Origin of the sequence: Gabonibacter chumensis (genome assembly GCF_024741215.1) — a bacterium.
Taxonomy (GTDB): domain Bacteria; phylum Bacteroidota; class Bacteroidia; order Bacteroidales; family Marinifilaceae; genus Gabonibacter; species Gabonibacter massiliensis.
In genome coordinates, this window is sequence record NZ_JANSKB010000002.1 from 543,374 (window position 1) to 565,495 (window position 22,122).

Annotated in this window: 20 protein-coding genes; 8 read left to right on the forward strand and 12 right to left on the reverse strand. The window is 40.0% G+C overall.

The annotated features are described in order from the left end of the window. Positions 1-214 precede the first annotated feature (214 nt). The 3 genes from NVS78_RS08985 to NVS78_RS08995 all read right to left on the reverse strand — a co-directional run bounded on the left by NVS78_RS08985 (position 215) and on the right by NVS78_RS08995 (position 4,933). Positions 215-1,459, reverse strand: a complete 1,245-nt coding sequence (locus NVS78_RS08985) for a tetratricopeptide repeat protein (protein WP_286358897.1) — start codon at positions 1,457-1,459, stop codon at positions 215-217. A gap of 58 nt (positions 1,460-1,517) precedes the next feature. Next, positions 1,518-4,019, reverse strand: coding sequence for a DNA gyrase subunit A (gene gyrA / locus NVS78_RS08990; protein WP_286358898.1), 2,502 nt, complete (start codon positions 4,017-4,019; stop codon positions 1,518-1,520). 152 nt (positions 4,020-4,171) lie between these two features. Continuing rightward, on the reverse strand, positions 4,172-4,933 hold the full coding sequence (locus NVS78_RS08995) for an MBL fold metallo-hydrolase (protein ID WP_286358899.1): 762 nt from the start codon (positions 4,931-4,933) through the stop codon (positions 4,172-4,174). Between the two features lie 119 nt (positions 4,934-5,052). Between NVS78_RS08995 and NVS78_RS09000 the strand changes: the two genes are divergently transcribed. Beyond that, complete coding sequence (locus NVS78_RS09000; protein ID WP_289623362.1) at positions 5,053-5,784, forward strand: SAM-dependent methyltransferase; 732 nt, start codon at positions 5,053-5,055, stop codon at positions 5,782-5,784. Between the two features lie 44 nt (positions 5,785-5,828). Here NVS78_RS09000 and NVS78_RS09005 read toward each other — a convergent pair whose 3' ends face one another. The 3 genes from NVS78_RS09005 to NVS78_RS09015 form a co-directional block, all read right to left on the reverse strand. Then, the gene (locus NVS78_RS09005) at positions 5,829-6,410 is read right to left on the reverse strand and encodes a dienelactone hydrolase family protein (RefSeq protein ID WP_286358900.1); all 582 of its coding nucleotides are present in this window, start codon (positions 6,408-6,410) and stop codon (positions 5,829-5,831) included. 133 nt (positions 6,411-6,543) lie between these two features. Beyond that, entirely contained in the window at positions 6,544-7,095 is a 552-nt protein-coding gene (locus NVS78_RS09010) for an NADH peroxidase (protein WP_041503634.1), read from the reverse strand. A gap of 21 nt (positions 7,096-7,116) precedes the next feature. Then, positions 7,117-7,542: a Fur family transcriptional regulator gene (locus tag NVS78_RS09015; protein ID WP_286358901.1), complete on the reverse strand. Its 426-nt coding sequence runs from the start codon at positions 7,540-7,542 to the stop codon at positions 7,117-7,119. Positions 7,543-8,114: 572 nt separating this feature from the next. On the opposite strand from NVS78_RS09015, the gene NVS78_RS09020 reads away from it, so the two are divergent. The 3 genes from NVS78_RS09020 to NVS78_RS09030 all read left to right on the forward strand — a co-directional run bounded on the left by NVS78_RS09020 (position 8,115) and on the right by NVS78_RS09030 (position 11,752). Further along, positions 8,115-10,250 carry a TonB-dependent receptor gene (locus tag NVS78_RS09020; protein ID WP_286358902.1) on the forward strand — a complete coding sequence of 712 codons (2,136 nt, stop codon included), beginning with the start codon at positions 8,115-8,117 and terminating at the stop codon, positions 10,248-10,250. Positions 10,251-10,264: 14 nt separating this feature from the next. Next, the gene (locus NVS78_RS09025) at positions 10,265-10,957 is read left to right on the forward strand and encodes a hypothetical protein (protein WP_286358903.1); all 693 of its coding nucleotides are present in this window, start codon (positions 10,265-10,267) and stop codon (positions 10,955-10,957) included. A gap of 138 nt (positions 10,958-11,095) precedes the next feature. Beyond that, positions 11,096-11,752: a superoxide dismutase gene (locus NVS78_RS09030; protein WP_286358904.1), complete on the forward strand. Its 657-nt coding sequence runs from the start codon at positions 11,096-11,098 to the stop codon at positions 11,750-11,752. Positions 11,753-11,780: 28 nt separating this feature from the next. On the opposite strand, the gene NVS78_RS09035 is transcribed toward NVS78_RS09030, so the two are convergent. The 6 genes from NVS78_RS09035 to NVS78_RS09060 are packed head-to-tail and all read right to left on the reverse strand — an operon-like array spanning position 11,781 to position 17,423. Then, positions 11,781-13,958, reverse strand: coding sequence for a S46 family peptidase (locus NVS78_RS09035; RefSeq protein WP_286358905.1), 2,178 nt, complete (start codon positions 13,956-13,958; stop codon positions 11,781-11,783). 31 nt (positions 13,959-13,989) lie between these two features. Continuing rightward, positions 13,990-14,571 (reverse strand): Maf family nucleotide pyrophosphatase, encoded by a 582-nt coding sequence (locus NVS78_RS09040; protein WP_286358906.1) that lies wholly within the window; start codon positions 14,569-14,571, stop codon positions 13,990-13,992. 2 nt (positions 14,572-14,573) lie between these two features. Then, positions 14,574-15,518, reverse strand: a complete 945-nt coding sequence (locus tag NVS78_RS09045; RefSeq protein WP_286358907.1) for a geranylgeranylglycerol-phosphate geranylgeranyltransferase — start codon at positions 15,516-15,518, stop codon at positions 14,574-14,576. A 52-nt stretch (positions 15,519-15,570) separates the two neighbouring features. After that, positions 15,571-16,098, reverse strand: a complete 528-nt coding sequence (locus tag NVS78_RS09050) for a KdsC family phosphatase (protein ID WP_434802129.1) — start codon at positions 16,096-16,098, stop codon at positions 15,571-15,573. Positions 16,099-16,110: 12 nt separating this feature from the next. Next, positions 16,111-16,941 carry a Rossmann-like and DUF2520 domain-containing protein gene (locus tag NVS78_RS09055; RefSeq protein ID WP_286358909.1) on the reverse strand — a complete coding sequence of 277 codons (831 nt, stop codon included), beginning with the start codon at positions 16,939-16,941 and terminating at the stop codon, positions 16,111-16,113. Continuing rightward, positions 16,938-17,423 carry a hypothetical protein gene (locus NVS78_RS09060; RefSeq protein WP_041503624.1) on the reverse strand — a complete coding sequence of 162 codons (486 nt, stop codon included), beginning with the start codon at positions 17,421-17,423 and terminating at the stop codon, positions 16,938-16,940. Before NVS78_RS09060 ends, NVS78_RS09055 begins: the two co-directional genes overlap by 4 nt. A gap of 131 nt (positions 17,424-17,554) precedes the next feature. On the opposite strand from NVS78_RS09060, the gene NVS78_RS09065 reads away from it, so the two are divergent. The 4 genes from NVS78_RS09065 (at position 17,555) to buk (ending at position 22,110) form a co-directional block, all read left to right on the forward strand. Continuing rightward, positions 17,555-18,343, forward strand: coding sequence for an aminotransferase class IV (locus NVS78_RS09065; RefSeq protein WP_286358910.1), 789 nt, complete (start codon positions 17,555-17,557; stop codon positions 18,341-18,343). Positions 18,344-18,461: 118 nt separating this feature from the next. Further along, positions 18,462-19,868 carry a serine hydrolase domain-containing protein gene (locus NVS78_RS09070; RefSeq protein WP_286358911.1) on the forward strand — a complete coding sequence of 469 codons (1,407 nt, stop codon included), beginning with the start codon at positions 18,462-18,464 and terminating at the stop codon, positions 19,866-19,868. After that, positions 19,801-20,922 (forward strand): glycerate kinase, encoded by a 1,122-nt coding sequence (locus NVS78_RS09075; RefSeq protein WP_286358912.1) that lies wholly within the window; start codon positions 19,801-19,803, stop codon positions 20,920-20,922. The genes NVS78_RS09070 and NVS78_RS09075 overlap by 68 nt, the downstream gene beginning before the upstream one ends. 114 nt (positions 20,923-21,036) lie before the next feature. Further along, positions 21,037-22,110, forward strand: a complete 1,074-nt coding sequence (gene buk, locus NVS78_RS09080) for a butyrate kinase (protein WP_041503622.1) — start codon at positions 21,037-21,039, stop codon at positions 22,108-22,110. The last annotated feature ends 12 nt before the right edge of the window (positions 22,111-22,122 follow it).

Below are 22,122 nucleotides of genomic sequence, written 5' to 3' on the forward strand. Positions count from 1 at the left end.
TTTGACTCACAAAAATAAGAATAAAAAGTGGATTTGAAAAACAGATCGTTTATCGATTAAAAATGAAAGATTGCCTCGTGGGAATTACTTGTATAATTTGTCCTATAATTTATATTATGTTAAGTAGAATATATGGAAAGGATTGAAATATATTCTACTGCAATAAAAAAGACGAGACTTTTTGAATCTCGTCTTTTTAGAAGCAACCGGACTTTTATAAACTTTCCAGCATCTCTTTTGTTTTTTCATATTTCTTCATATAGTCCGTATTGGGTTTTTCTCTCAACCGGTAATATAACTCTTTCAACGTGGTCAACGTGTTTTTCTCTCCCGGTTCCAATTCCAAGGCTCTTTCAAAATAAGGAATAACCGACTCGTATTCTTTCAATATCTGTTCATAAGCCACTTTATACTTCGCGTCATCCAGTTCGTCTATTTTGTTATGTTTTTCGATAACTTTGTTCAACTGAATATTTCCCAAATTGTACTGGGCTCTGAAATCATCCGGATTTAACTCCAACGTTTTAAGATACATCGCTTCGGCTTTATCCGTTTGCTTCAAAATCTCGTACATATCACCTTTAGCACGATAGAGCTCCGAATTGTCGGGTGTTTGTTCAATAGCCGCATCTAAGAATTGTTCTGCTTTTTCCGGGGTATCTCCTTGTAGGTAATAGTTGATCAACTGGATCAGCAAATAAGATTCATTCGGGAACAGTTCGTGTCCTTTCAGCAGATACTGAACAGCTTCTTCCTGATAATTTTTTCCTAAAACGCTATCCCCAGCATCATTTGCATTCTTGCTTTGAGTAAACAGGATGCTGATAATCATCGGATATACTTTTGAGGCGTCATAGTTCAATTCCAGTGATTTTTTATAAAAATCCAATGCTTGTTCCAAGTCTCCTGCCCGTTGGGCCGTGATACCTGCATTGTAAATAATGGCCGTATCAACTCTTTGGCTTCCGAATTCCGAGGCATTGATTTCCAACACGCGTTTAAAATTATCTAAAGCAAGGGCAAAATCTTTTTTTGCGGCGTCAGGATTTGCGTTATTATCATTATCTACTCCTTTATTATAATTTTCGACACCATAATTTTGAAAATCAGCAACCAGATTGGCATATTGATTGATCAAATCTTTTTTAAATTTTCCCTTATCATCCAGTTTAATGACTTGTTGAAAAGCTTCCCACGCGATATTCAGAGGGTCTTTTACCAACTTCAAATAATCCGGATTTTGAGACTCGTAAATGGCTTGATAAATCTGTCCTTTTACAAAATAGGCTTTGGGCCAGCTTACACAATTCTCGTGAACGATAGCTTCATCTATTAATTCTTTGGCTTTGTCTAACTTTCCTTGCGTGAAAAAGCTAACCGCAGAAGTAACTTTCCCCTTTTGTGCAAATGTGAAATTCGCGCAAAGTAGAAGTGCAATGATAAAAGATAGTTTTCTCATACGTTATAAAATTTGTTTTACATTTAGATGTTTTTTCAAATCGTCAGTTATTTTCGTTTTACTCCGTTACGTCTTCAGTATCCTCCCCCTGCTTCTCTCCTTCCGCCTCTTCTTCTTTAGCCGAAGAGACCTTGGCAACGGCGGCAATAGCATCATCGTTTCTTAAATTAATCAATTTCACACCCTGCGTATTCCTTCCCATTACTCTTAATGTCGATATATCAAGACGTATTGTCAGGCCTGACCTATTGATAATCATTAGATTGTCATCGTCCGTTACATCGATTAAAGAAATCAGGTTACCTGTTTTCTCCGTTAGATTAATGGTCTTCACACCTTTTCCTCCCCTGTTGGTAATACGATAATCTTCAATATCGGAGCGTTTTCCGTATCCGTTTTCCGAAACGACCAAAATATCTGCTTTTCCCGGTTCAACGCATATCATACCTATAACCTCATCGTCTTCGTTACCCAGCGTTATACCTCTGACGCCTGAAGCCGTTCTTCCCATCGGACGAACCTTATTTTCAGGGAAACGAATGGCTTTACCCGATTTGACGGCTATCATGATATCGTTTTCTCCGTTTGTCAATTTGGCATCCAAAAGTTGGTCCCCCTCTTTTATCGTAATAGCGTTTACACCATTCGCACGAGGACGCGAATAGGCTTCTAAGGTCGTTTTCTTCACGATACCTTGTTTGGAACATAAAACAATATAGTTACTGTTTATATAATCTGTATCTTTCAGATCCAAGATGTTAATATAAGCTTTGACTTTATCGTCCGGTTCAATGTTCAACAGATTCTGTATGGCTCTACCTTTGGATTGTTTTGTGCCTTCCGGAATTTCCCATACTTTCAACCAGAAACATTTTCCTTTTTCGGTGAAGAATAGCATCGTATTATGCATGGTTGCCGTAATCATGTGTTCCAGGAAGTCCTCATCGCGAGTCGCGGATCCTTTTGATCCTACTCCTCCCCGATTTTGAACCTTGTATTCACTTAAAGGAGTACGTTTGATATATCCCATGTGCGAGATGGTGATCACCATCTCTTCGTCGGCATAAAAGTCTTCGGGGTTGAATTCTTCAGATGCGTATACGATATCCGTTCGCCGCTCGTCTCCGTATTGTGCCTTTATCTGCAATAACTCATCTTTAATGATTTGCATCCTTAGTTCCACGCTTTCCAAAATAGCTTTCAGATGCTCGATCAATTTCATGATCTCTCCGTATTCCGTTCTTAGTTTATCCTGCTCCAGGCCTGTTAACTGACGTAACCTCATTTCGACAATGGCTCTGGCCTGAACCTCGCTTAGAGAAAAGCGTTCTATCAATCCGTTTTTAGCTTCGTCCGGGGTTTTCGAGGCACGAATAATACGAATGACTTCGTCGATGTGATCGGAAGCAATAATCAGGCCTTCCAGGATATGGGCACGATCTTCCGCTTGTTTTAATTCAAAACGGGTACGACGGGTAACGACATCATGACGGTGATCCACGAATAATCGAATCAAATCCTTCAAATTCAGCAACCTGGGTCTTCCACCGACCAACGCGATGTTGTTGACCCCGAAAGAGGTCTGCAATGCCGTGTGTTTCAATAATGTATTTAAAACGACATTGGCAATCGCATCTTTTTTCAGATCGATAACGATTCGCATTCCATTACGATCCGATTCATCATTGATATTTGAAATTCCGTCTATCTTTTTTTCATTCACCAAGTCTGCAATCTTAACGATCAGCTCGGCTTTATTAACCATATAAGGAATTTCATGCACGATGATCTTCTCTCTTCCGTGAGGTGTCGTTTCTACGGAAGTTTTAGAGCGAACGATAACCCGTCCTCTTCCCGTGTGATATGCCTCTTTTACCCCACTATATCCGTAAATCGTACCTCCTGTCGGAAAATCAGGAGCTTTGATGATCCGAATCAGATCATCGATCTCGATATCATTATTGTCAATGTACGCGCATATGGCATCGATGGTATCTCTAAGATTGTGAGGCGGCATATTGGTTGCCATCCCGACAGCGATACCGGATGCTCCGTTTACTAATAAAATAGGAATCCTGGTCGGTAATACACTCGGTTCTTTTAAGGATTCGTCGAAATTAGGTATCATATCGACCGTATCCTTCTCCAAATCTGCCAAAGTCTCTTCGGCAACTTTCATCAGACGTGCTTCAGTATAACGCATTGCAGCCGGACTATCCCCGTCAACCGATCCGAAATTACCCTGTCCTTCTACCAATCTGTATCGTAGAGACCACTCCTGAGCCATACGTACCATTGCCATGTACACGGAACTATCTCCATGAGGATGATATTTTCCCAATACTTCTCCAACTATTCTGGCTGATTTCTTGAATGGTTTACCAGAGGTCACCCCCAATTCACTCATTCCATACAACACCCTTCTGTGCACCGGCTTTAAGCCGTCCCGAACATCTGGTAATGCGCGGGATACAATCACCGACATTGAATAATCAATGTACGAAGATTTCATCTCCTCCTCGATGTTGATTTTAATAATTTTTTCTCCGATGTTTTCCATTTAATATGATCTAATTACTCTATTAACAAATTGGCAATAAGGCTATTAAGCGTGAAATAACCCTTTCTGTTCCAAAATTTCACAAATGTAATAAAAACGGCCGATTAATTGAAATTTTATCCTCTTTTTTATTAACATTTGCGTGACGAAATTCAAATTTCAAATGTCAGCATATCATGGGCTAACCGTACGTTCGAAGGTAATTCCGCGGAGACTTGGGTGCTTAATCCCATCTGATGCCCGATATGTGTGATATAAGCTTGTTTAACTTGTAATTCCCTGATAATCTCCAAAGCCTGATCCAATGAAAAATGAGATATATGAGGCTCTTTTCTTAATGCATTGATAATCAAACATTCCACTCCTTTTAGTTTTTTCTTGTTCTCTTCCGATATGAAATTCGCATCCGTAACATACGCAAAATTACCGATCCTGAAAGCGGTAACGGGCAATTTGTAATGCATAACCGTAAGCGGGATAATTTTTATATCGTCCACGTAAAAAGGACGATTATCAATAACATGCATGCTCATATCGGGGACACCCGGATACTTAACGGGCATGAAAGCGTAATCGTAATCTTTATGGATGGCATCACAGGTTCGTTGATCGCAATAGATATCAACATATCCTCCTTTTATCCAATTAAAGGCTCTTACATCATCCAATCCTCCGGTATGATCTTTGTGTTCATGTGTCAAAAGGATGGCCCTCACGTCCTTTACGTGTGCCCTTAACATTTGATACCTGAAATCAGGACCAGCATCGATCAACAATTTTTTCCCTTCTATTTCAATCAGAGCAGAACTTCTCAATCGTTTATCGCGGGTATCACAGGATCGACACACTTCACATTCACATCCGATAACGGGAATACCTTGCGAAGTCCCACTTCCTAAAATCGTTATTTTCATCGGTTAAGCATTTAATATCATAAAAGAATCTCCGGAAATCTTCCCTGTCCGCCTCTTTTAATACGGACAAAATTAATAAGATAAAAATAATCCTATATATTTGCAGCAAACATTTTATCATGGGAAAATTATATTTACTCCCCAATTTACTTGGAGATACGGAAGTTCGGCAGGTACTTCCCGAACACGTGACCGGCATTTTAAAAAAGCTAAGGGTATTCGCAACGGAAAACGTGAAAAACACCAGACGTTTTTTAAAAAAAATAGATAAAAATATCTGTATAGACGAATTGACTTTTTTGGATCTGAACGAGCATTCGACACGGGAAGAGATCGAATCTTATCTTCCTTATTTGACCGTACAGGATGTAGGTATTATTTCAGAAGCCGGATGTCCGGGTATTGCCGATCCGGGTGCGGAGCTCGTGGCATTAGCTCATCAACATCAGTTTCAAGTCGTCCCGTTGGTCGGTCCTTCGTCCATCCTTTTAGCTTTAATGGCTTCGGGCTGCAACGGACAAAATTTTTCATTTAACGGTTATCTGCCGGTAAACAGACAAGACCGGGCCAAAGCGTTGAAAATATTCGAGAAGCAATCCTTACAAGAAAACAGGACTCAAATATTCATTGAAACACCTTACCGGAATCTGACGTTATTGGAAGATATGTTATCCGTTCTCTCTCCGACAACGAAGCTGACCATTGCCTGTGATTTAACAACGGCGAACGAGTACGTCAAAACACGATCGGTAAAAGAGTGGAAAAATGAAAAACCCGGTATACATAAACGACCGACCATATTCATCGTGTACGCGGGAATGAAAGAATGCAAAAAAGGCTGTCGATCGTAAAATCGGGACAGCCTCCTATAAGATAAAGTCTCTTTTTCAAATATTTAGTGAGTATTGAACCACCGGTAAACATTCTTTACCGTTTTATCTAACACTAAAGGATCTTCATAGTATTGTACACGAGAAACCGAATCTTCCCAAATGGCCATTTTGTCTTCCGCCTTAATGGTCGCGTATATCTCCCGTGCCGATTCCAAACTTTCGTTTTCTCCGCCATGGATAATGATCGTAGGTGTTTTCAGTTGAGAAGCTTCTTTTTTCTTGTAGCAACCGGATACAAGTGCAATAGCTCTCAACCGTTGCTCTTCTTCAGTACGATTGATGACCTCGTTCGTTCCGTGACAAATACCGACTGCATACATTTTATCTGCATCGACCTCTTCTTTGAAGCTCAGGTAATCAATGGCGGCTTTAATGTTTTCGGTCTCTTCCAAACATAAGGTAACATAACCGTAATTAGCCAGTCTCGTGGCATATCGCATAGAAATTTTATCATCTTTTGAATCCCGCGGTCCTAACACGATCACGGCCGGTTTTTTCCCTCCCTCTTCAGGATTGCATAACCATCCTTTTATTGTATTTTCATTAGATAAAATCACGTCTTCACATGTATAACTTCTCATCATCTTCTTTGTTTTAATATTATTACCTGATTCGGTTACGGAAAACACGAGCAAAGGTTACGCTTTTATCGAAAAAAAATAAAAGAAGGACTTCCCGGTTTAAGGAAGTCCTTCATAAAAAAAGAGTTATGTCTGTTTATTTTTTAAAATAACGATTATAAAGCCCTTCAAAACCCTTTCCGTGGCGAGCCTCGTCCTTGCACATTTCGTGAACGGTATCGTGAATCGCGTCTAAATCCAACTTTTTAGCTAACGTGGCAATACGCTTTTTGTCTTCACATGCTCCGGCTTCAGCTTCCATGCGTTTCCTTAAGTTTGTCTCGGTATCCCACACGCATTCTCCTAATAATTCTGCAAATTTCGAAGCATGTTCAGCTTCTTCCCAGGCATAGCGTTTGAATGCTTCGGCTATTTCCGGGTATCCCTCGCGGTCAGCCTGACGGCTCATGGCCAAGTACATTCCGACCTCCGTACATTCGCCGTTGAAGTGAGCTCTTAATCCTTCCAGCACTTCAGCATCAACTCCTTTTGCCACTCCAATCCGGTGTTCGTCTACAAAGGTCAACGCACCTTCGGTTTCAACCAACTCCTTGAATTTACTTTTCGGTTGCTTACATTGAGGACAAAATTCAGGAGCTTCATCTCCTTCATGAACATAACCACATACGGTACAAATAAATTTTTTCATAACGCTCATTTTAATAAATTACTACTTATCTTTTCTCTCTATACAATTTTCACAAAATCCTTTATAATACAGATGAATTTCCGTAACGACAAAACCCTCCTCCCCCTTAAAAGAAAACTTTTCCATATCTTCTACGGAAAGGTCGTGTACTTTTCCACACCCCATACACATGAAATGGGCATGGGGCACGGTATGGATATCGAACCGAATATTTTTCTCGTCAATAACTATCGGAATAACGGCTTTTTGCCCGACAAATAATTTCAACGTATTATATACCGTCGTTTTGGATAAAGTCGGGTATTCCGGAGATAACGCGTCATAAATCTCCTCTACGGTAGGATGTATTCTATGGGAAATCATATAATCCATTATAGCGATCCTCTGTACCGAAGGTTTTATGTGATATTTACCTAAATACGCCTGAATCTCCTGTATCTTACTCATTACTTATTTGTAATAATTACAATTTTTAAACTTGTACAAATGTATAAAAATTGTTTCTTTAACAATTTATTTTCAAGCACAATTCTTTAAAATTTAGAATGTTTCTAATTAATTGTATTCTTCGATTAATTTTGATATTAGCATGAAGCGTATCTATATTTTTAATAGCTTTGTAGCATGTTTTTTATAGGTCCATCGGTACATATATTTGTATATCTGCTTGTTTCAGCCTTTTTCTTTATCTGTTTTTATACAAAAAGCGAAACAAGAATTCGGGAAAACTTACCGGAAGAGAAGATTATTACTCTCTCCCGAGGGACTTTCGAAACATTATCCGCGTGTAAAATAGTAGATTTTATAAAAAATACGATTCATAAAGAGCCGGAGGCGACAGAATTTTCAGTTTTAAAGAAAAAAGTTTTACCCTACATCATAAATTACAAAGATCCTCTTTCGTCGAGTAAAACCCTTCGGGCCCCTCCTGCTGCTTAATTAGCTTTTTCGCTTCCTGCTATTACGACATCCGTTTGTAATACACTTTGAACTGATTTACCTTATTAAAATTTATTATAATGCGAATAACTATTTGTATAATATTACTTTGCATCCTATCCAATGCCCTAAAAGGGCAAAGCGGTACGGCCATTCGCGAGCAAGATTCAACTTACAGTATAATTGAACAATTAAAAGAGGTCGTCGTATCTGCAGAGAAAAGGATATTGCCCATCAACAGTATTCCCATAGCTTTAACTGTCATCACGGGGAAGAACCTGCCGAACGAAAATAATCTGGATTTAAGGAATCTATCGGGAATCGTTCCTAACTTTTACATACAGGAGGACGGTCTTAAATTATCAACCCCCTTGTATATACGGGGAGTTGGTACCGTTTCCGGTACTCCTCCTGTCGGGTTATACGTGGACGGAGTTCCCGTTTTCGACAAAAATGCTTTTATTTTTGATCTGTACGATATCAAACAGATTGAGGTTTTACGGGGACCGCAAACAACACTTTACGGAAGAAACAGTATTATCGGATTGATTAATATCACAACCAATATACCTTCAAATGTTTTTTCCATAGAAGCGAAAGCCGGAGTGGCCAGTTATAATTCACAAAACTACATGATATTAACGAATCTGCCTTTCCGTAACGTTTTATATAACAAGCTATCTTTTACTTATAATCGCACGGACGGATACTTTAAAAACAGATACACGGGAGGTAAGCCTAATCAATCCGACTCTTATAATCTGCGTTACCAGGGATTAGTACACACGAACAACACCTGGAAGATAGCTTTGGGTATGAATTACAACCATAGCTTCGACGACGGTTACGCCTACCACGCGATCGATTCGTTAAAAAGACATCGTTATACGGTGAATTACAACGCGACCTCTTCCTATGAAAGAGATCTGGTATCTACTTACGTTAACCTGAAAAGAAATTTCGAACGGACGTCTTTCCTGTGGGTGACTTCGTACTCCTGGTCGGAAGACGAGCAGCTATTAGATGCCGATTTCACTCGTTATGATGTTTTTCAGAATGAAAAAAGCTCTAAGCAAAATTTGATTACGCAAGAGATCAATTATCAATCGACTCAGGCGAAACGCGTAGATTGGACTGTCGGGACTTTCGGTTTTTACAAAGACTTAACGAATAATTATTTAGCATTATTCGGAGAAGACCGGCAATTGTTGCTTCCGATGGATTTGGATAAGGCTTTGTATTATAACAGCACAAAAACCTGGGGAGCTGCCGGATACGGTCAGATTACCGTAAAGGATTTACTTCCCGGACTAATGTTCACCATCGGATTGAGATACGACTATGAAAAGGTAAAACTGTCGTATCGCGACAGTCTACTTTATCACGGAGAGCAAAAATTTACCGGTTATCATGATTGGAAAGAGTCCAAAGATTACAAGGAGTGGTTGCCCCAATTTTCTATTTTACAGAAGTGGAACGACCAATTGTCCGTTTACGCGAGCGTATCCAAAGGCTATAAAGCGGGAGGTTATAATATTATTTCTAATGAAATGACGTCTCAAATAGTCAAGTTGGGCTACGATAAAGAGAGCCTGTGGAATTACGAGACGGGAGTAAAATATTTTAGCCGGAACAGTAAATTCAACCTGAACGCTTCTCTTTTTTATATCGATTGGAAGGATCAGCAGATATTCGTCATGGGCATGATGGGACCAAGTATCAAGAACGCCGGAGATGCCCGAAGCATAGGAGGCGAAATGGACATGAAATGGGAATTCGTGTCCCATCTAACCTATTTTTTATCTGCAGGATACAGCGATTCGGAGTATTACCATCACCTGAACAAAGAGTATAAAGGAAATAAAGTCGTTATGGCCCCCGATTTCACGATGAATACGGGATTCTCTTACTATAAACCCATAAAATTTTTCTGTTTTAATACTTTGACAGCTTCTACTTCGGTAATCGGTTTCGGGACACAATATTTTGACGAAGCAAATCGCTTGAAGCAGAATCCTTATTTCCTCTGGAACATGGATTGGGGTATATCAGGGAAGTGCATTGACTTCAGAATATGGGGAAAAAACATGTTGAACAAAGCATTTTTCAGCTATATGTTTACCAGTCCGGTAGGAACCAATTTACCCGCTTATCGTCATTCAGGGCAATCCGGAGCCCCTTCAAGATTCGGAGCTTCCATTACATTTAAAATTTAAATAAAACAATCATCATGAAAAACAAATTGACTTCTATCATTTCGATATTATCCCTGTTATTCGTTATCGTTTCTTGCAATGACAACAAAGAACCGGAACCCTTTTTGCAAGGAATATGGGCTTACAAAGCTCCTTATTTCGCATTCGAATATAGCGAGGAAAACATAGATGTGAACTGGGGAGGACAAACACTTCAATTTAAACCCGAAGAGTTAACGACGATGTTCAAGTCCATGGCAGGAACTAAAATGGGAGAATACTTTGTCGGTATACAATTTGTTTCCGAAACGGAAATGAATATTAATATGAAATTTAAAGACCAGACACAAAAGACACTAAAAGCCACTTATGAAACTCAAGGAACCAAGTTGGGTATCCTATTGGATAAAGAGAGTTTAAAAGAGATTACCGGAAAAGAATGGGATATTCCTCAACTCTCTTTCGATTATAAAATTATCAACAACCAGTTGACGGCCTATTTGAACTGGAGCTATCTGAAAGGCTTTTTAAATACACCCTATGTTTCCGGTATGTTAGATCAATTATTTCCCACGTTGGCCGCAACGCTTCTGAAAGACCAGTGGCAATTTATGCCGGAACAAGCCCAACAGGCCGTGGTCAATCAGCTGAAACAAATCTTTAACGAAATTAAATCAAAGACAGAAGACTTAGAGATCGGTGTCGTAATGGAGTCCGTTTCCCTCTAAGAATGATTATATTGTAAATTTATGATACTAATTTGGCAAAAAAAGATTTAAATTGTATAACTTTATAAGGCTTGAATTGCAACCTTCATTTGGAATCGGACGTATATCAGTAGCCTGTCAAATTAAAAAAGATACATTATGAAAACAGAAGAATTTAAAGAGTTAGATGTGTTGATTTCATCGAACGTAATAAATGCCAGAGGTGAGGACAAAAAATTCAAATTACCCCCTCTTCCTTATAAAGAAAACGGTTTGGAGCCTTATATCAGCGAAAAAACCATTCAATTCCATTACGGAAAACACATGGCTACTTACATCAATAATATGAACAATCTGATTGCCGGTACCGAATACGAAAACATGTGTTTAGAAGGGATCGTGATGAAATCGGAAGGCGGTTTATTTAACAATGCCGCTCAATCTTATAATCACGCGTTTTATTTTGAGGCATTCAAACCTTACGATTCGGCCAAAGTGGTTCCAACCGGAAAAATAAAAGAGTTAATTGATAAATCTTTCGGTAGCTTCGAAGTTTTTAAAGAAGCATTCACAAAAGCCGCCACGACCTTATTCGGTTCCGGATGGGCTTGGGTGATACTTACGAAAGAAGGAAAACTCGAAATCGAACAAACCGGAAATGCGGACAATCCGTTGAAACACGGTAAAAAACCGATCTTAACCATAGACGTATGGGAACACGCTTACTATTTGGACACTCAAAACGCCCGTCCGAAATACATAGAAAATTTTTGGAATATCATTGATTGGAACATTGTCAATCAGCGGTTGAAATAAAAAATCGGGAGAATATCTCCCGATTTTTTTAGGGTACAATCTCCATCTCTTCGATCAGATGTTTAGCTCCCGCGTACTTATCGATAATAAATAATACATAACGTATATCTACCGCGATATTTCGGCATATTTCCGGACTGTATTGCATATCGGACATTACCCCTTCCCAAGCCCTGTCGAAGTTCAGACCGATCAGATTTCCATCCGCGTTCAACACGGGGCTTCCGGAATTTCCACCTGTCGTATGATTGGTTGCAATAAAGCAAACCGGCATTTCTCCATCCTGAGCATACGAACCGTACTCTTTGGATTCGTACAACTCTTTTAATTTCTGAGGAACATCGTAATCATAGATCGCGGGATTGTTTTTTTCCATAATTCCTTCTAAAGTCGTATAATGCTTATAATACACGGCATCTCCCGGCGTATACCCTGCAACCTTACCATAAGCGATTCGCAAAGTTGAATTGGCATCCGGATAGAACGTTTTATCCGGTTGCATCTCCATTAAACCGGCCATCCATAAGCGATCCAGCATTATTAATTCATTCTGTATCCGGGTTAATTCCGGTTTTATTTTCTCTTTGACCAACTCCTGAATCCCGTTCATGAATTGATATATCGGATCTTTCTTAATTTTCTGCAAACCTTTAGGCGTTATATGTTTTACAAAATCAAGAAGAGCTTCCCGATGCGTGAATAAGGATTTTTTAAAGATATCTGCCGCGTAATAATCGTAACTCTTCTCTCCGTGTTTGATATATTTGGAATTTAATTTGACCATACCAGGGATCCACTCCTCTCCCAACTCCTCATTATTATACAACCGAAGCATTTCTACCATGATTTTCTGATCGGTAGCCACATCATAATCTTTATAAAACGCCTCAATCTTTTCCGTAAGTAATTTTTTATACTCCTCTTTGTTGTCAGTTTTATCATAAAGATCGAAAAGTTTGGATAAAGAGGATGCCAAACCAATGATTTCGGCACCGCGCAAACCGGCTTCCATAGCATAGGCACTGGCTAATGCAAAATCCTTTCTTTTCTCGTACAAATCGCGATAGCGGTCTGTTAATCCGATATATTGTGTTTTCTGTTCGCCGCGGGCCCATCGATCAAATTGCTGTTCCAATTTTTTCTTTTGTTCTGCCGTTTTGAAACGTTCCAGTCCTTTAATCTCACCCTGCCACTTTTTCCATGCGTTAGCCACATTCGCAGCTTTAGCGGCATATTTAATACGTAATAATTCATCCGAATTCATAGCGGCATTAATGACATTCAATTTTGCCGTCCGGATTTTTATTTTATGAGGATCTTCTATGTTCGCGATCTGCTCGATAGCATACGAGGTTAGGTATTCCTGCGTAGTTCCCGGATAACCGAAAACCATCGTAAAATCACCTTCCTTTACTCCTCCTGTTGATATCTTAAAATACTTGGCCGGAGTATAAGGTATGTTATCTTGTGAAAAATCGGCCGGTTCGTTGTCTTTTCCGGCATATATCCGTAAAACGGAAAAATCCCCCGTATGGCGAGGCCATACCCAATTATCCGTGTCCCCTCCGAACTTACCTATTGCAGAAGCCGGAGCTCCCACCAAGCGTACATCCCGATAGATTTTAAATACCGACAAAAAATATTGGTTCCCGTTGAAATAGGGTTTAATATTAGCTTTCAAATTCGTTCCTTTTACCGCTTCCGACTCTAATCTCCGGGCTGTTTGCGTAACGGCTTTGATTCTCTCTTCTTCTGTCATTCCGGGTTTTACGGCCGCGTTGATTTTATCCGTAACGTCTTCCATTCGCATCAGTATAGAAGCCGTAATCTTGGGATTGGCCAATTCCGCTTTTTTATCCTGTGCCCAAAAACCATCTTTCAGGTAATTGTGTTCCAGACTGGAATGAGCCTGAATCATTCCAAAAGAGCAATGGTGGTTCGTGATAACGAGTCCTTCGTTACTCACTATTTCACCCGTACAAAAGTGATGGAACGGTGAATCTTCCCGCCCCAAGCCGATAACTGCATCTTTCAAAGAGGCGTGATTAATATCGTAAATATCTTCCGCGGTAAGTTTAAAACCGGCTTTTTGCATATCTTCGATATTATACTTCTTTAATAACATAGGAATCCACATTCCCTCGTCCGCCATACTGGGCAGGGCCAATAGAACAAAGGCCAAAAAACATACTGCAAATTTTCTCATATATAACGATTTAAAATGATTTTTATCGAATTTACCAATCCAGATTCTTTAAGGTCTCGTATAGTTTCTGCGTAGGTAATCCCATTACATTATAGAACGATCCTTCCACTCTCTCAATCCCGATATACCCGATCCACTCCTGAATACCGTAGGCTCCCGCCTTATCAAAAGGTTGAAACGTATCCACGTAAAATATGATCTCTTCATCCGATAGCGTGTTGAAATAGACGTTCGTAAAAACCGAGAACGATTGTTGCCGCATCGTCGTGGTCAAAGTAACACCTGTTACAACCACGTGTCGACGTCCGGATAATTCCTTCAACATATGGATGGCCATATCCCGATTTTGAGGCTTACCAATAATTTTGTCATGGAGACATACCACCGTGTCTGCAGTAACCAATAATTCGTTCTTTTCCAATTCATGTCGAAAAGCTTCCGCTTTCAAACGGGAAAGAAATTCCGGTACCCGCGTAACAGGTATATCGTCCGGATATTTTTCTTCGATGTTTTTCGTCCAGACCTCAAACGTGAATCCGGCATCCCTCATTAATTGCTGTCTCCGGGGGGAAGACGACGCCAAAATCAATTTATAATTGTTAATAATATCCATGTTCACGCTACACTATTAAAGAAGTATTGTAACAACAAGCTAAATCCTACACACAGAACCATAATAAGGCGTATCAAATAGAATTGAAATTTTTTACGATCATCCCTTAAAACCGAATAAACATAGAACAAGTAGGGTATGAATAGACCAACTGCAAAATATCCTAATACGACCCACGAATGTGAAAATTCTATGGCATAAAGTACGAACATGGATACAATGCACCAGCATACAAGAATAGAGATAAAAATTTTAGTCTTTCTGATTCCCAATTTTACCGGAAAAGTCATCACTCCGTCGTCCCGGTCTCCCTCTATACTGTATATATCTTTATTGACCTCATAAATCCACATGTTGAAAAAGAGAAAATAAGAGAACCATCCCGTCCAATACAATACGGCATTGAAGTCTATTCCTGTTTTTGCGATAACATCCGAATAAGTATGAGTCAAAAGAGGGATTTCAAACAATACCGCGGACAACGGAATGCAACCGGCCAAAAAAGCCACGATCAGATTTCCCCAGACAAAACGTTTTTTATAGCGTGAAGAGTAGAACCAAAGCAAAAGCGAAACGGCCAAAAATAAAATCCCGAATTCCCAATGGCCGATTCGTTCTCCTATGTAAAATGCAATGACAACGGCTACTATATTTAAAAAAGTATGCAAGATGATAGCCATACGCCTGCTTATCGTTTTTCCGACAATAATCTCCCGGTTTCCCGAAAGTCGGTCTGTCTTCGTGTCAAAATAGTCATTGATCACGTATGCTGCAGAAACAAGGCAACAGACAGAAACTACAAGGAACGAAAAATCTCCATCCGACAACTGCAAGGAAAATCCTCCCCGCGCCAAGATCGGTACGATAACGAAATAACGCATTGCATACATGGTAAAAGCAGCAAAGGCAATTGTTCGTAAACGGATTAATTTAAAAATTTCCAACATCTATAAATTCTTGTAGTTAAACGCTAAGATCGTTACTGACTTTCGCCTATTTTTACATGCACTTTACATAACATTGCGTATCCATCCACTCCCCTTTGGCCTTCAATACTTGAGATACAACATCCCTCACACACCCCAATCCCCCGGGGATATCGGAAATATAACGGGAAATCGACTTGATTTCTTCACAGGCATCAGCGGGGCATACAGGTATACCGACTTGGGTCATTACGTTGTAATCCGGTATATCATCCCCCATATACATCACCTCTTCCCTTTTCAAACAATACTTTTGTAGAAATTCGTCCAATGCCTCCACCTTATTCGCGATACCGAGATAAATATCCTGAATACCCAGTTTTTGAAAACGTTCCCTTATTCCGGGGGCGTACCCTCCCGATATAATACATACCGGATAGCCTTTTTTGATACAATACATCATGGCATAGCCGTCTTTCGTACACGATGTCCTTACCAATTCCCCTTCAGGGGTAATATTCATCTCGTGGCGGGAAAAAACACCATCCACATCAAAGGCAAATGCCTTTATTGTTTTAAGTTCTTCTTTAAAAAAATTCATATTATTCATTTATTACCAAAGTGTTGGCATATCCGATATTTCATCTTGATTCATCGGATCATCCTCTTTCGTCTGACTCTCTTTAATCATTTCCGACAATAAAGCATACAGCTTTAATAAATTTTTATTCTCTTTCAACATACTCTTATGCCCGTTCAGGATAGATTCATCTCCCCGTTTAGCCGGTCCGGTTTGAGCCTCCATAGGAGTCAGTAACATGACTTTGTGTGCCGTTTCGAAGATCAAAGGCCGTAAGACCGAAAAAGGTAACCCACTATTTTCCAACATTTTTTCAGCTATATGATACAAATAATTAGGAAAATTACAAGCAAAAACGGCTGCCAAATGAAGCTCTTTACGCTGATCCGAATGGACGGGATAAATATTATCCGATAAATCAGTTGCCAACTCCCTTATTCTCTCCATTGCAACAGGAGAATTCCCTTCTATACACAGGGGAATTTCCTTGAAATTCAAGTCTCTTCCTTTAGAAAAAGTCTGAACAGGATAAATAACTCCGTATTGTTTCGAAAAAGGTTTGAGGATCTCCATAGGAAGACTTCCTGACGTATGCAGCAAGAGTGCATCATCATGTATTCTAATTGACTTCAAAAGAGAATGTAACACGTCATCACTTACACAAAAAATATACATATCCCCATCCGGATAAATTTGTGAAAGATCAGATGTATAAGAGATGCCTGTTTTGCGACCTAATTCTCTTGCGGATTCGATGGTACGGCTGTATATCTGACATAAATTAGCGCCCGCTTTCAATAAAGCGGCGGCTAAATGATGTGCCACGTTGCCGGCCCCGACTAATATGATTTTATCTTGTCTCATTCCTGATATCCTATATTTTTCGGTTTTATTTTCCCCGTCTTCAACGCCTCACAAAGACGATCGACAGCTTTGCAAATATCTTCATAAAAAAACTCAGAAATCAATACCAATTTTCCCTCCGTAACCTCCAAATGCTTATATCCATTTTTATTTTCATTCCGGTTTATTAGCAGTAAATCTCCCCCAGGAATAAAGGTATGAGTCATTTGGTTGCGTAGTTTATCGTACAAATAATAATTCTCATTCAACAAGCGGTAGCGTCCTCCGAACAATTTTGTAACACCGGAGGCAAATCTTTTAGCAGACTGCCCTTTAGCCTTCATCGGTTTCGTATCCAAAAAACTTCCCAGCACCTCAACTGCTTGTCCCATAATAACAAACTGCATATACGATAATTCAAGTTCCACTACCTTCGAGAGCTCTTTTATCATGACATTCCGCAAGAAATATTCTATCCGATTGATTTGTTCGCTTGTTTCCATAATTCCAGCCAAAATTAAGGCAAATAATTGAAAGTTGAAAATGGATGCAAGAGAATATAAAGTTTAAGAACTTTATCGATCGCTTATTCGTTTTATCCTGTAACTTTGCACCATATTTAATGAATACGAATATGATGCTATACAATAACGTTCCTATAGAGAAGCGGTCGTTTTCCGAGGATATTTTAAACACGGGACTAAGCCTTTACGAAGTATGCAGGGTTTTTAGAGGAAATGTCATTTTTCTTGAAGACAATCTCTTAAGACTGGAGAATTCCATACGCAAATCAAACGTAAATATCGATATCCATGCGCTCCATATAAAAGATAAACTGGATCACTTAATTCGTTTGGAAGGGATCAAAGAGGGTAATCTTAAATACGTCCTACACATCACTTCCGACGCCATCGACGAATACATATATCAGATCCGGCACTCCTACCCTACAGAAGAAGATTATCGTTCGGGAGTTGATACGATTACTTATCATGCTATGAGGGATAACGCCGAAATAAAATACATTAATCCTCACTTGCGCGAAATGACCAACGAACTCATTCGTTCGCGTGGAGTTTACGAAATCTTACTGATAGATCGGGACGAATGTATCACGGAAGGATCTCGTTCCAACGTATTTTTTATACGCGACAATATTTTTTATACAACACCTGTACCTTATGTTTTACCGGGTACAAGCAGAAAACGGGTGCTTGAGATTTGCCAGCAAGAAAATTTCCCTGTCGTGGAAAAACGCGTGTCCTGTGCGGACTTGGAAAACTACGACACCGCTTTTATAACAGGAACTTCTCCTCTCGTGTTACCGATACGTAAAATCGATCACCTGTTTTTCAATCCCGCGCACCCCTTATTGAGAAAAGTCATGGAACGCTATTTTTCATTATTAACTTTAAATTTTTAACCTGATTTCACATGCTTTACTTTGAATAAGAATATCTTTTTCTTAATATTGCGAACGTATTGTATACTTCTGTTATCTAAAGAAATACAATGCATTTTTTTATTACGAAACAGAGCCTATGAAATATATTATAAGTTTGATTATTTTATCAGGTGTTCTTTTGTTTAGACCTTGGAATATCAACCGTACTCAGGCCGATATGATGGAAACGACAGAAGAGCGGCCTATGGAAGATACTCTTATACCTATTCACGATATCATTCATAATTATTATTCCGATTTATCCGAAACGAAACGTTTAGATGCAACTATCGAACGATTTATGAATCAATGGGAAATAAAAGGAGCCTCCTTGGCTATCATGAAGGATGGAAAATTGATTTACAGCAAGGGATACGGGTATGCCGACGAGGAATCTCAGACCAAGGTTGATGTGAATCATATCTTTAGAATCGCTTCTATTTCTAAATTAATTACGGCAACCGGTATTATGAAGCTGGTAGAAAGTAATAAATTATCTTTAGAAGATAAAGTTTTCGGAGAAAACGGAATATTGAACGATACCGTATACCAAGCGATCAGGGACAAGCGGGTAAAGGAGATAACGGTAGAACAGTTGCTGCGACACAAAGGAGGATTCTCTTTAAGGTACGGAGATCCCATGTTTCACCCGGTAGAGATCGCTAAAAAAATGGGAGTTCCCCCTCCTGCCGATTTGAATACGATAATCAGGTTTGTATTATCAAAGCGTTTAGGATTCCGTCCGGGGACCAGTACCTGCTACTCGAATGTAGGATACGGGATTCTTTCCAAAGTAATAGAAAAGATAAGCGGACAATCTTATGAAAAATACATTCAGGACAGCATACTGATCCCTGCCGGCTGTTTCGATATGCACCTGGGTAACAATTTATGCGAAAGGCGCTACCCGAACGAAGTAAAATACTACGAACCCACCAACGCCGAATTAGTACGGGCATGCGATGGAAGGGATACGTTGGTACTTCGATCCAACGGGGGAAATAATATCGAAGAACTTTACGGCGCCGGAGGATGGGTAGCTTCTCCGACCGAGTTACTGCGATTCCTGTCCGCGATAGACGGAAATGACAATTATCCCGATGTGTTAACTCCCGAAAGCGTCAAGACGATGACGGCCAATATTTACAATGCCCTGCCGATCGGCTGGATGAACACGAATTCCAGAGGTGATTGGTGGAGGTCAGGGACCTTAGCCGGAACGAGTGCTATGATGAAACATCAAAAAGACGGTTTCAGTTGGGTTTTCATTACGAATACAAGCAGTTGGACCGGAAGTAAATTCCCGAACAAAATAGAACGGATGATGCATCAGGCTCTAAACCGGGTAAAATCCTGGCCCGAACGGGATCTTTTTGATCCGGAATATTGTAAAACGATAGAAAACTCTCAAGAATTATTAGCAAACGAACCCGCTCATGAACCCCTTTCCTCCAAAAATTCTCTTAGCACCCAACGCCTTCAAGGGAAGTCTCTCAGCTTTTGAAGCGTGTCATATCCTTTCAACATCTCTAAAGAGAAACGGAATTGAAACGATATCTCTACCTATGGGGGACGGAGGAGATGGAACTGCCGCCGTATTAGCTTATTATTATAAAGCTCGGCCCATAGAAACCGTGACATGTGACGCGTTGGGACGAACCCGGAAAGCTATTTACTACGTTGACGGAGATACTGCTATCATCGAGTTAGCCGAAAGTTGCGGGATAAAACACTTGAAAAGAGAAGAATACGATATTTTAAATACGAATACGGCGGGGTTCGGAATAATGATCCGTAACGCAATAGAGAGCGGTTTTAAAAAATTAATCCTTTGTATAGGAGGAAGTGCCAGTGTGGACGGAGGAATGGGAGCTTTACGGGAAATAGGTTTGTCCATAGAAAAAAAATCAGATACATACAGGAACGATATTATTGATATGAAGGACATTCATACCGATTATATACAAAATAGATTTAAGGATATAGAGTGTACCGTCTTATGTGATGTGGATAATCCGATAACAGGAGAACAGGGAGCAGCTTTCATGTTCGGTCCCCAAAAAGGGGCGTCTTCGGAACAGGTCATTTTATTGAATCAAAAGCTTCATAAGCTGACCTGCTTGTTAGAATCCAAAACCCGGAAGTCGTTACATACCCTGAAACACGGAGGTGCTGCCGGAGGGATTGCTTTGTCTTTTTGTTCTTTGTTGAATGCTAAATTAGTATCCGGTTCCATTTTTTGTATAGAACTTGCTCGACTAAGGGATTATCTCTCTTCTGTCCAAGCAGTAATAACAGGAGAAGGTAAAATAGACGTACAATCTCTACACGGAAAAATTCCCGGATCCATTTCCGACCTATGTCGTGAAAATCATAAAACGGTATATGCTATTGCCGGAATGACAGACCATCGACTTCTCTCCTCTTTCGACCAGATCTTCACGTTACTATCTCATGCTTCTTCCGTGGAGGACTCTATCAGAAATGCAAAAGAATATCTAAAAGTCATTGCCCAGGAAATCTCGGATGCATTTTACGCTTCCATCTATCCTATGTAACTTCTGCAAAATAAATTATCACTTTTCCTTTGACATTTGCTTACAATTTATAAATTTTGCAGCTTCAAAACAGACAATCATAAATAATTATCTAATAACAAAAACTTATAATTTATGTCTTATAAAATTCTTGCGATTAATCCGGGGTCAACTTCCACGAAAATTGCTATTTACGAGGATGAGAATGAGCTATTCGTGAAAAATATCAAGCATTCATCCGAAGAAATCGCCCGTTTTGAGACCGTTGCTTCTCAATTCCAATTCAGAAAAGAGATCATTTTAACCGAATTGAAAAATGCCGGGTTCGATATCAACGAGATCCATGCAATCGTTGGCCGGGGAGGATTGGTTAAGCCTATAGAATCGGGAGTGTATGAAGTAAACGATGCCCTTATAACCGATTTAAACAACCCTCCTCTCGGAGAACATGCATCCAATCTGGGCGGATTGATCGCTCACGATATCGCCCGCTCTTTAAATAACGGAGCCAAAGCGTATATTGCGGATCCGGTCGTTGTGGATGAAATGGAAGAAGTTGCCCGTCTCACCGGACATCCCGCATTCCGAAGAGTCTCCATTTTCCATGCATTGAATCAAAAAGCAATCGCGAGAACTTATGCCAAAGAGATTGGGAAAAAATACGAAGATATCAATCTGATTATTGCCCATTTGGGAGGAGGTGTTTCCGTCGGAGCACATAGACGGGGACGAGTAATTGACGTAAACAACGCTTTGGACGGAGACGGACCGTTTTCTCCGGAACGTTCCGGTACCTTGCCTACCGGACAATTGATAAAAATGTGCTTCAGCGGAGAAAAGACTCAAGCCGAGATAAAAAAGATGATCAAAGGTGAAGGCGGATTAGTAGCTTATTTAGGAACTAACGATGCTTATGAAGTAGAGCTGAAAGCGAAAGAAGACCCGCAATGGAAACTGGTTCAGGACGCAATGTCATATCAGGTGGGTAAAGCTATTGGAGAGATGGCTGCCGTTTTGAAAGGTGACGTGGATGGCATTCTGTTAACCGGAGGAATCGCACATAACCCCTTCCTGGTTGCTTATGTAAAAGAGATGGTCGAATTCATCGCCCCGTTAAAGGTATACCCCGGAGAAGATGAAATGCGTGCTTTGGCCATGAATGGCCTGATGGTTATCCGCGGAGAACTTACCGGAAAAATCTACCAATAAGAGTCGGTCTTT

Excerpts from the sequence above, each read along its gene's own strand:
- NVS78_RS09055 (WP_286358909.1), bottom strand. The coding sequence starts at position 16,941 with ATGAGACAAGATAAAATCATATTAGTCGGGGCCGGCAACGTGGCACAT.
- NVS78_RS09005 (WP_286358900.1), bottom strand. The coding sequence starts at position 6,410 with ATGATGAGAAGTTATACATGTGAAGACGTGATTTTATCTAATGAAAAT.
- NVS78_RS09075 (WP_286358912.1), top strand. The coding sequence starts at position 19,801 with ATGAACCCCTTTCCTCCAAAAATTCTCTTAGCACCCAACGCCTTCAAG.
- NVS78_RS09060 (WP_041503624.1), bottom strand. The coding sequence starts at position 17,423 with ATGGAAACAAGCGAACAAATCAATCGGATAGAATATTTCTTGCGGAAT.
- NVS78_RS09065 (WP_286358910.1), top strand. The coding sequence starts at position 17,555 with ATGATGCTATACAATAACGTTCCTATAGAGAAGCGGTCGTTTTCCGAG.
- NVS78_RS08985 (WP_286358897.1), bottom strand. The coding sequence starts at position 1,459 with ATGAGAAAACTATCTTTTATCATTGCACTTCTACTTTGCGCGAATTTC.
- gyrA (WP_286358898.1), bottom strand. The coding sequence starts at position 4,019 with ATGGAAAACATCGGAGAAAAAATTATTAAAATCAACATCGAGGAGGAG.
- NVS78_RS08995 (WP_286358899.1), bottom strand. The coding sequence starts at position 4,933 with ATGAAAATAACGATTTTAGGAAGTGGGACTTCGCAAGGTATTCCCGTT.
- NVS78_RS09045 (WP_286358907.1), bottom strand. The coding sequence starts at position 15,518 with ATGTTGGAAATTTTTAAATTAATCCGTTTACGAACAATTGCCTTTGCT.
- NVS78_RS09040 (WP_286358906.1), bottom strand. The coding sequence starts at position 14,571 with ATGGATATTATTAACAATTATAAATTGATTTTGGCGTCGTCTTCCCCC.
- NVS78_RS09070 (WP_286358911.1), top strand. The coding sequence starts at position 18,462 with ATGAAATATATTATAAGTTTGATTATTTTATCAGGTGTTCTTTTGTTT.
- NVS78_RS09025 (WP_286358903.1), top strand. The coding sequence starts at position 10,265 with ATGAAAAACAAATTGACTTCTATCATTTCGATATTATCCCTGTTATTC.
- NVS78_RS09020 (WP_286358902.1), top strand. The coding sequence starts at position 8,115 with ATGCGAATAACTATTTGTATAATATTACTTTGCATCCTATCCAATGCC.
- NVS78_RS09035 (WP_286358905.1), bottom strand. The coding sequence starts at position 13,958 with ATGAGAAAATTTGCAGTATGTTTTTTGGCCTTTGTTCTATTGGCCCTG.
- NVS78_RS09050 (WP_434802129.1), bottom strand. The coding sequence starts at position 16,098 with ATGAATTTTTTTAAAGAAGAACTTAAAACAATAAAGGCATTTGCCTTT.
- NVS78_RS09010 (WP_041503634.1), bottom strand. The coding sequence starts at position 7,095 with ATGAAAAAATTTATTTGTACCGTATGTGGTTATGTTCATGAAGGAGAT.
- buk (WP_041503622.1), top strand. The coding sequence starts at position 21,037 with ATGTCTTATAAAATTCTTGCGATTAATCCGGGGTCAACTTCCACGAAA.
- NVS78_RS09000 (WP_289623362.1), top strand. The coding sequence starts at position 5,053 with ATGGGAAAATTATATTTACTCCCCAATTTACTTGGAGATACGGAAGTT.
- NVS78_RS09015 (WP_286358901.1), bottom strand. The coding sequence starts at position 7,542 with ATGAGTAAGATACAGGAGATTCAGGCGTATTTAGGTAAATATCACATA.
- NVS78_RS09030 (WP_286358904.1), top strand. The coding sequence starts at position 11,096 with ATGAAAACAGAAGAATTTAAAGAGTTAGATGTGTTGATTTCATCGAAC.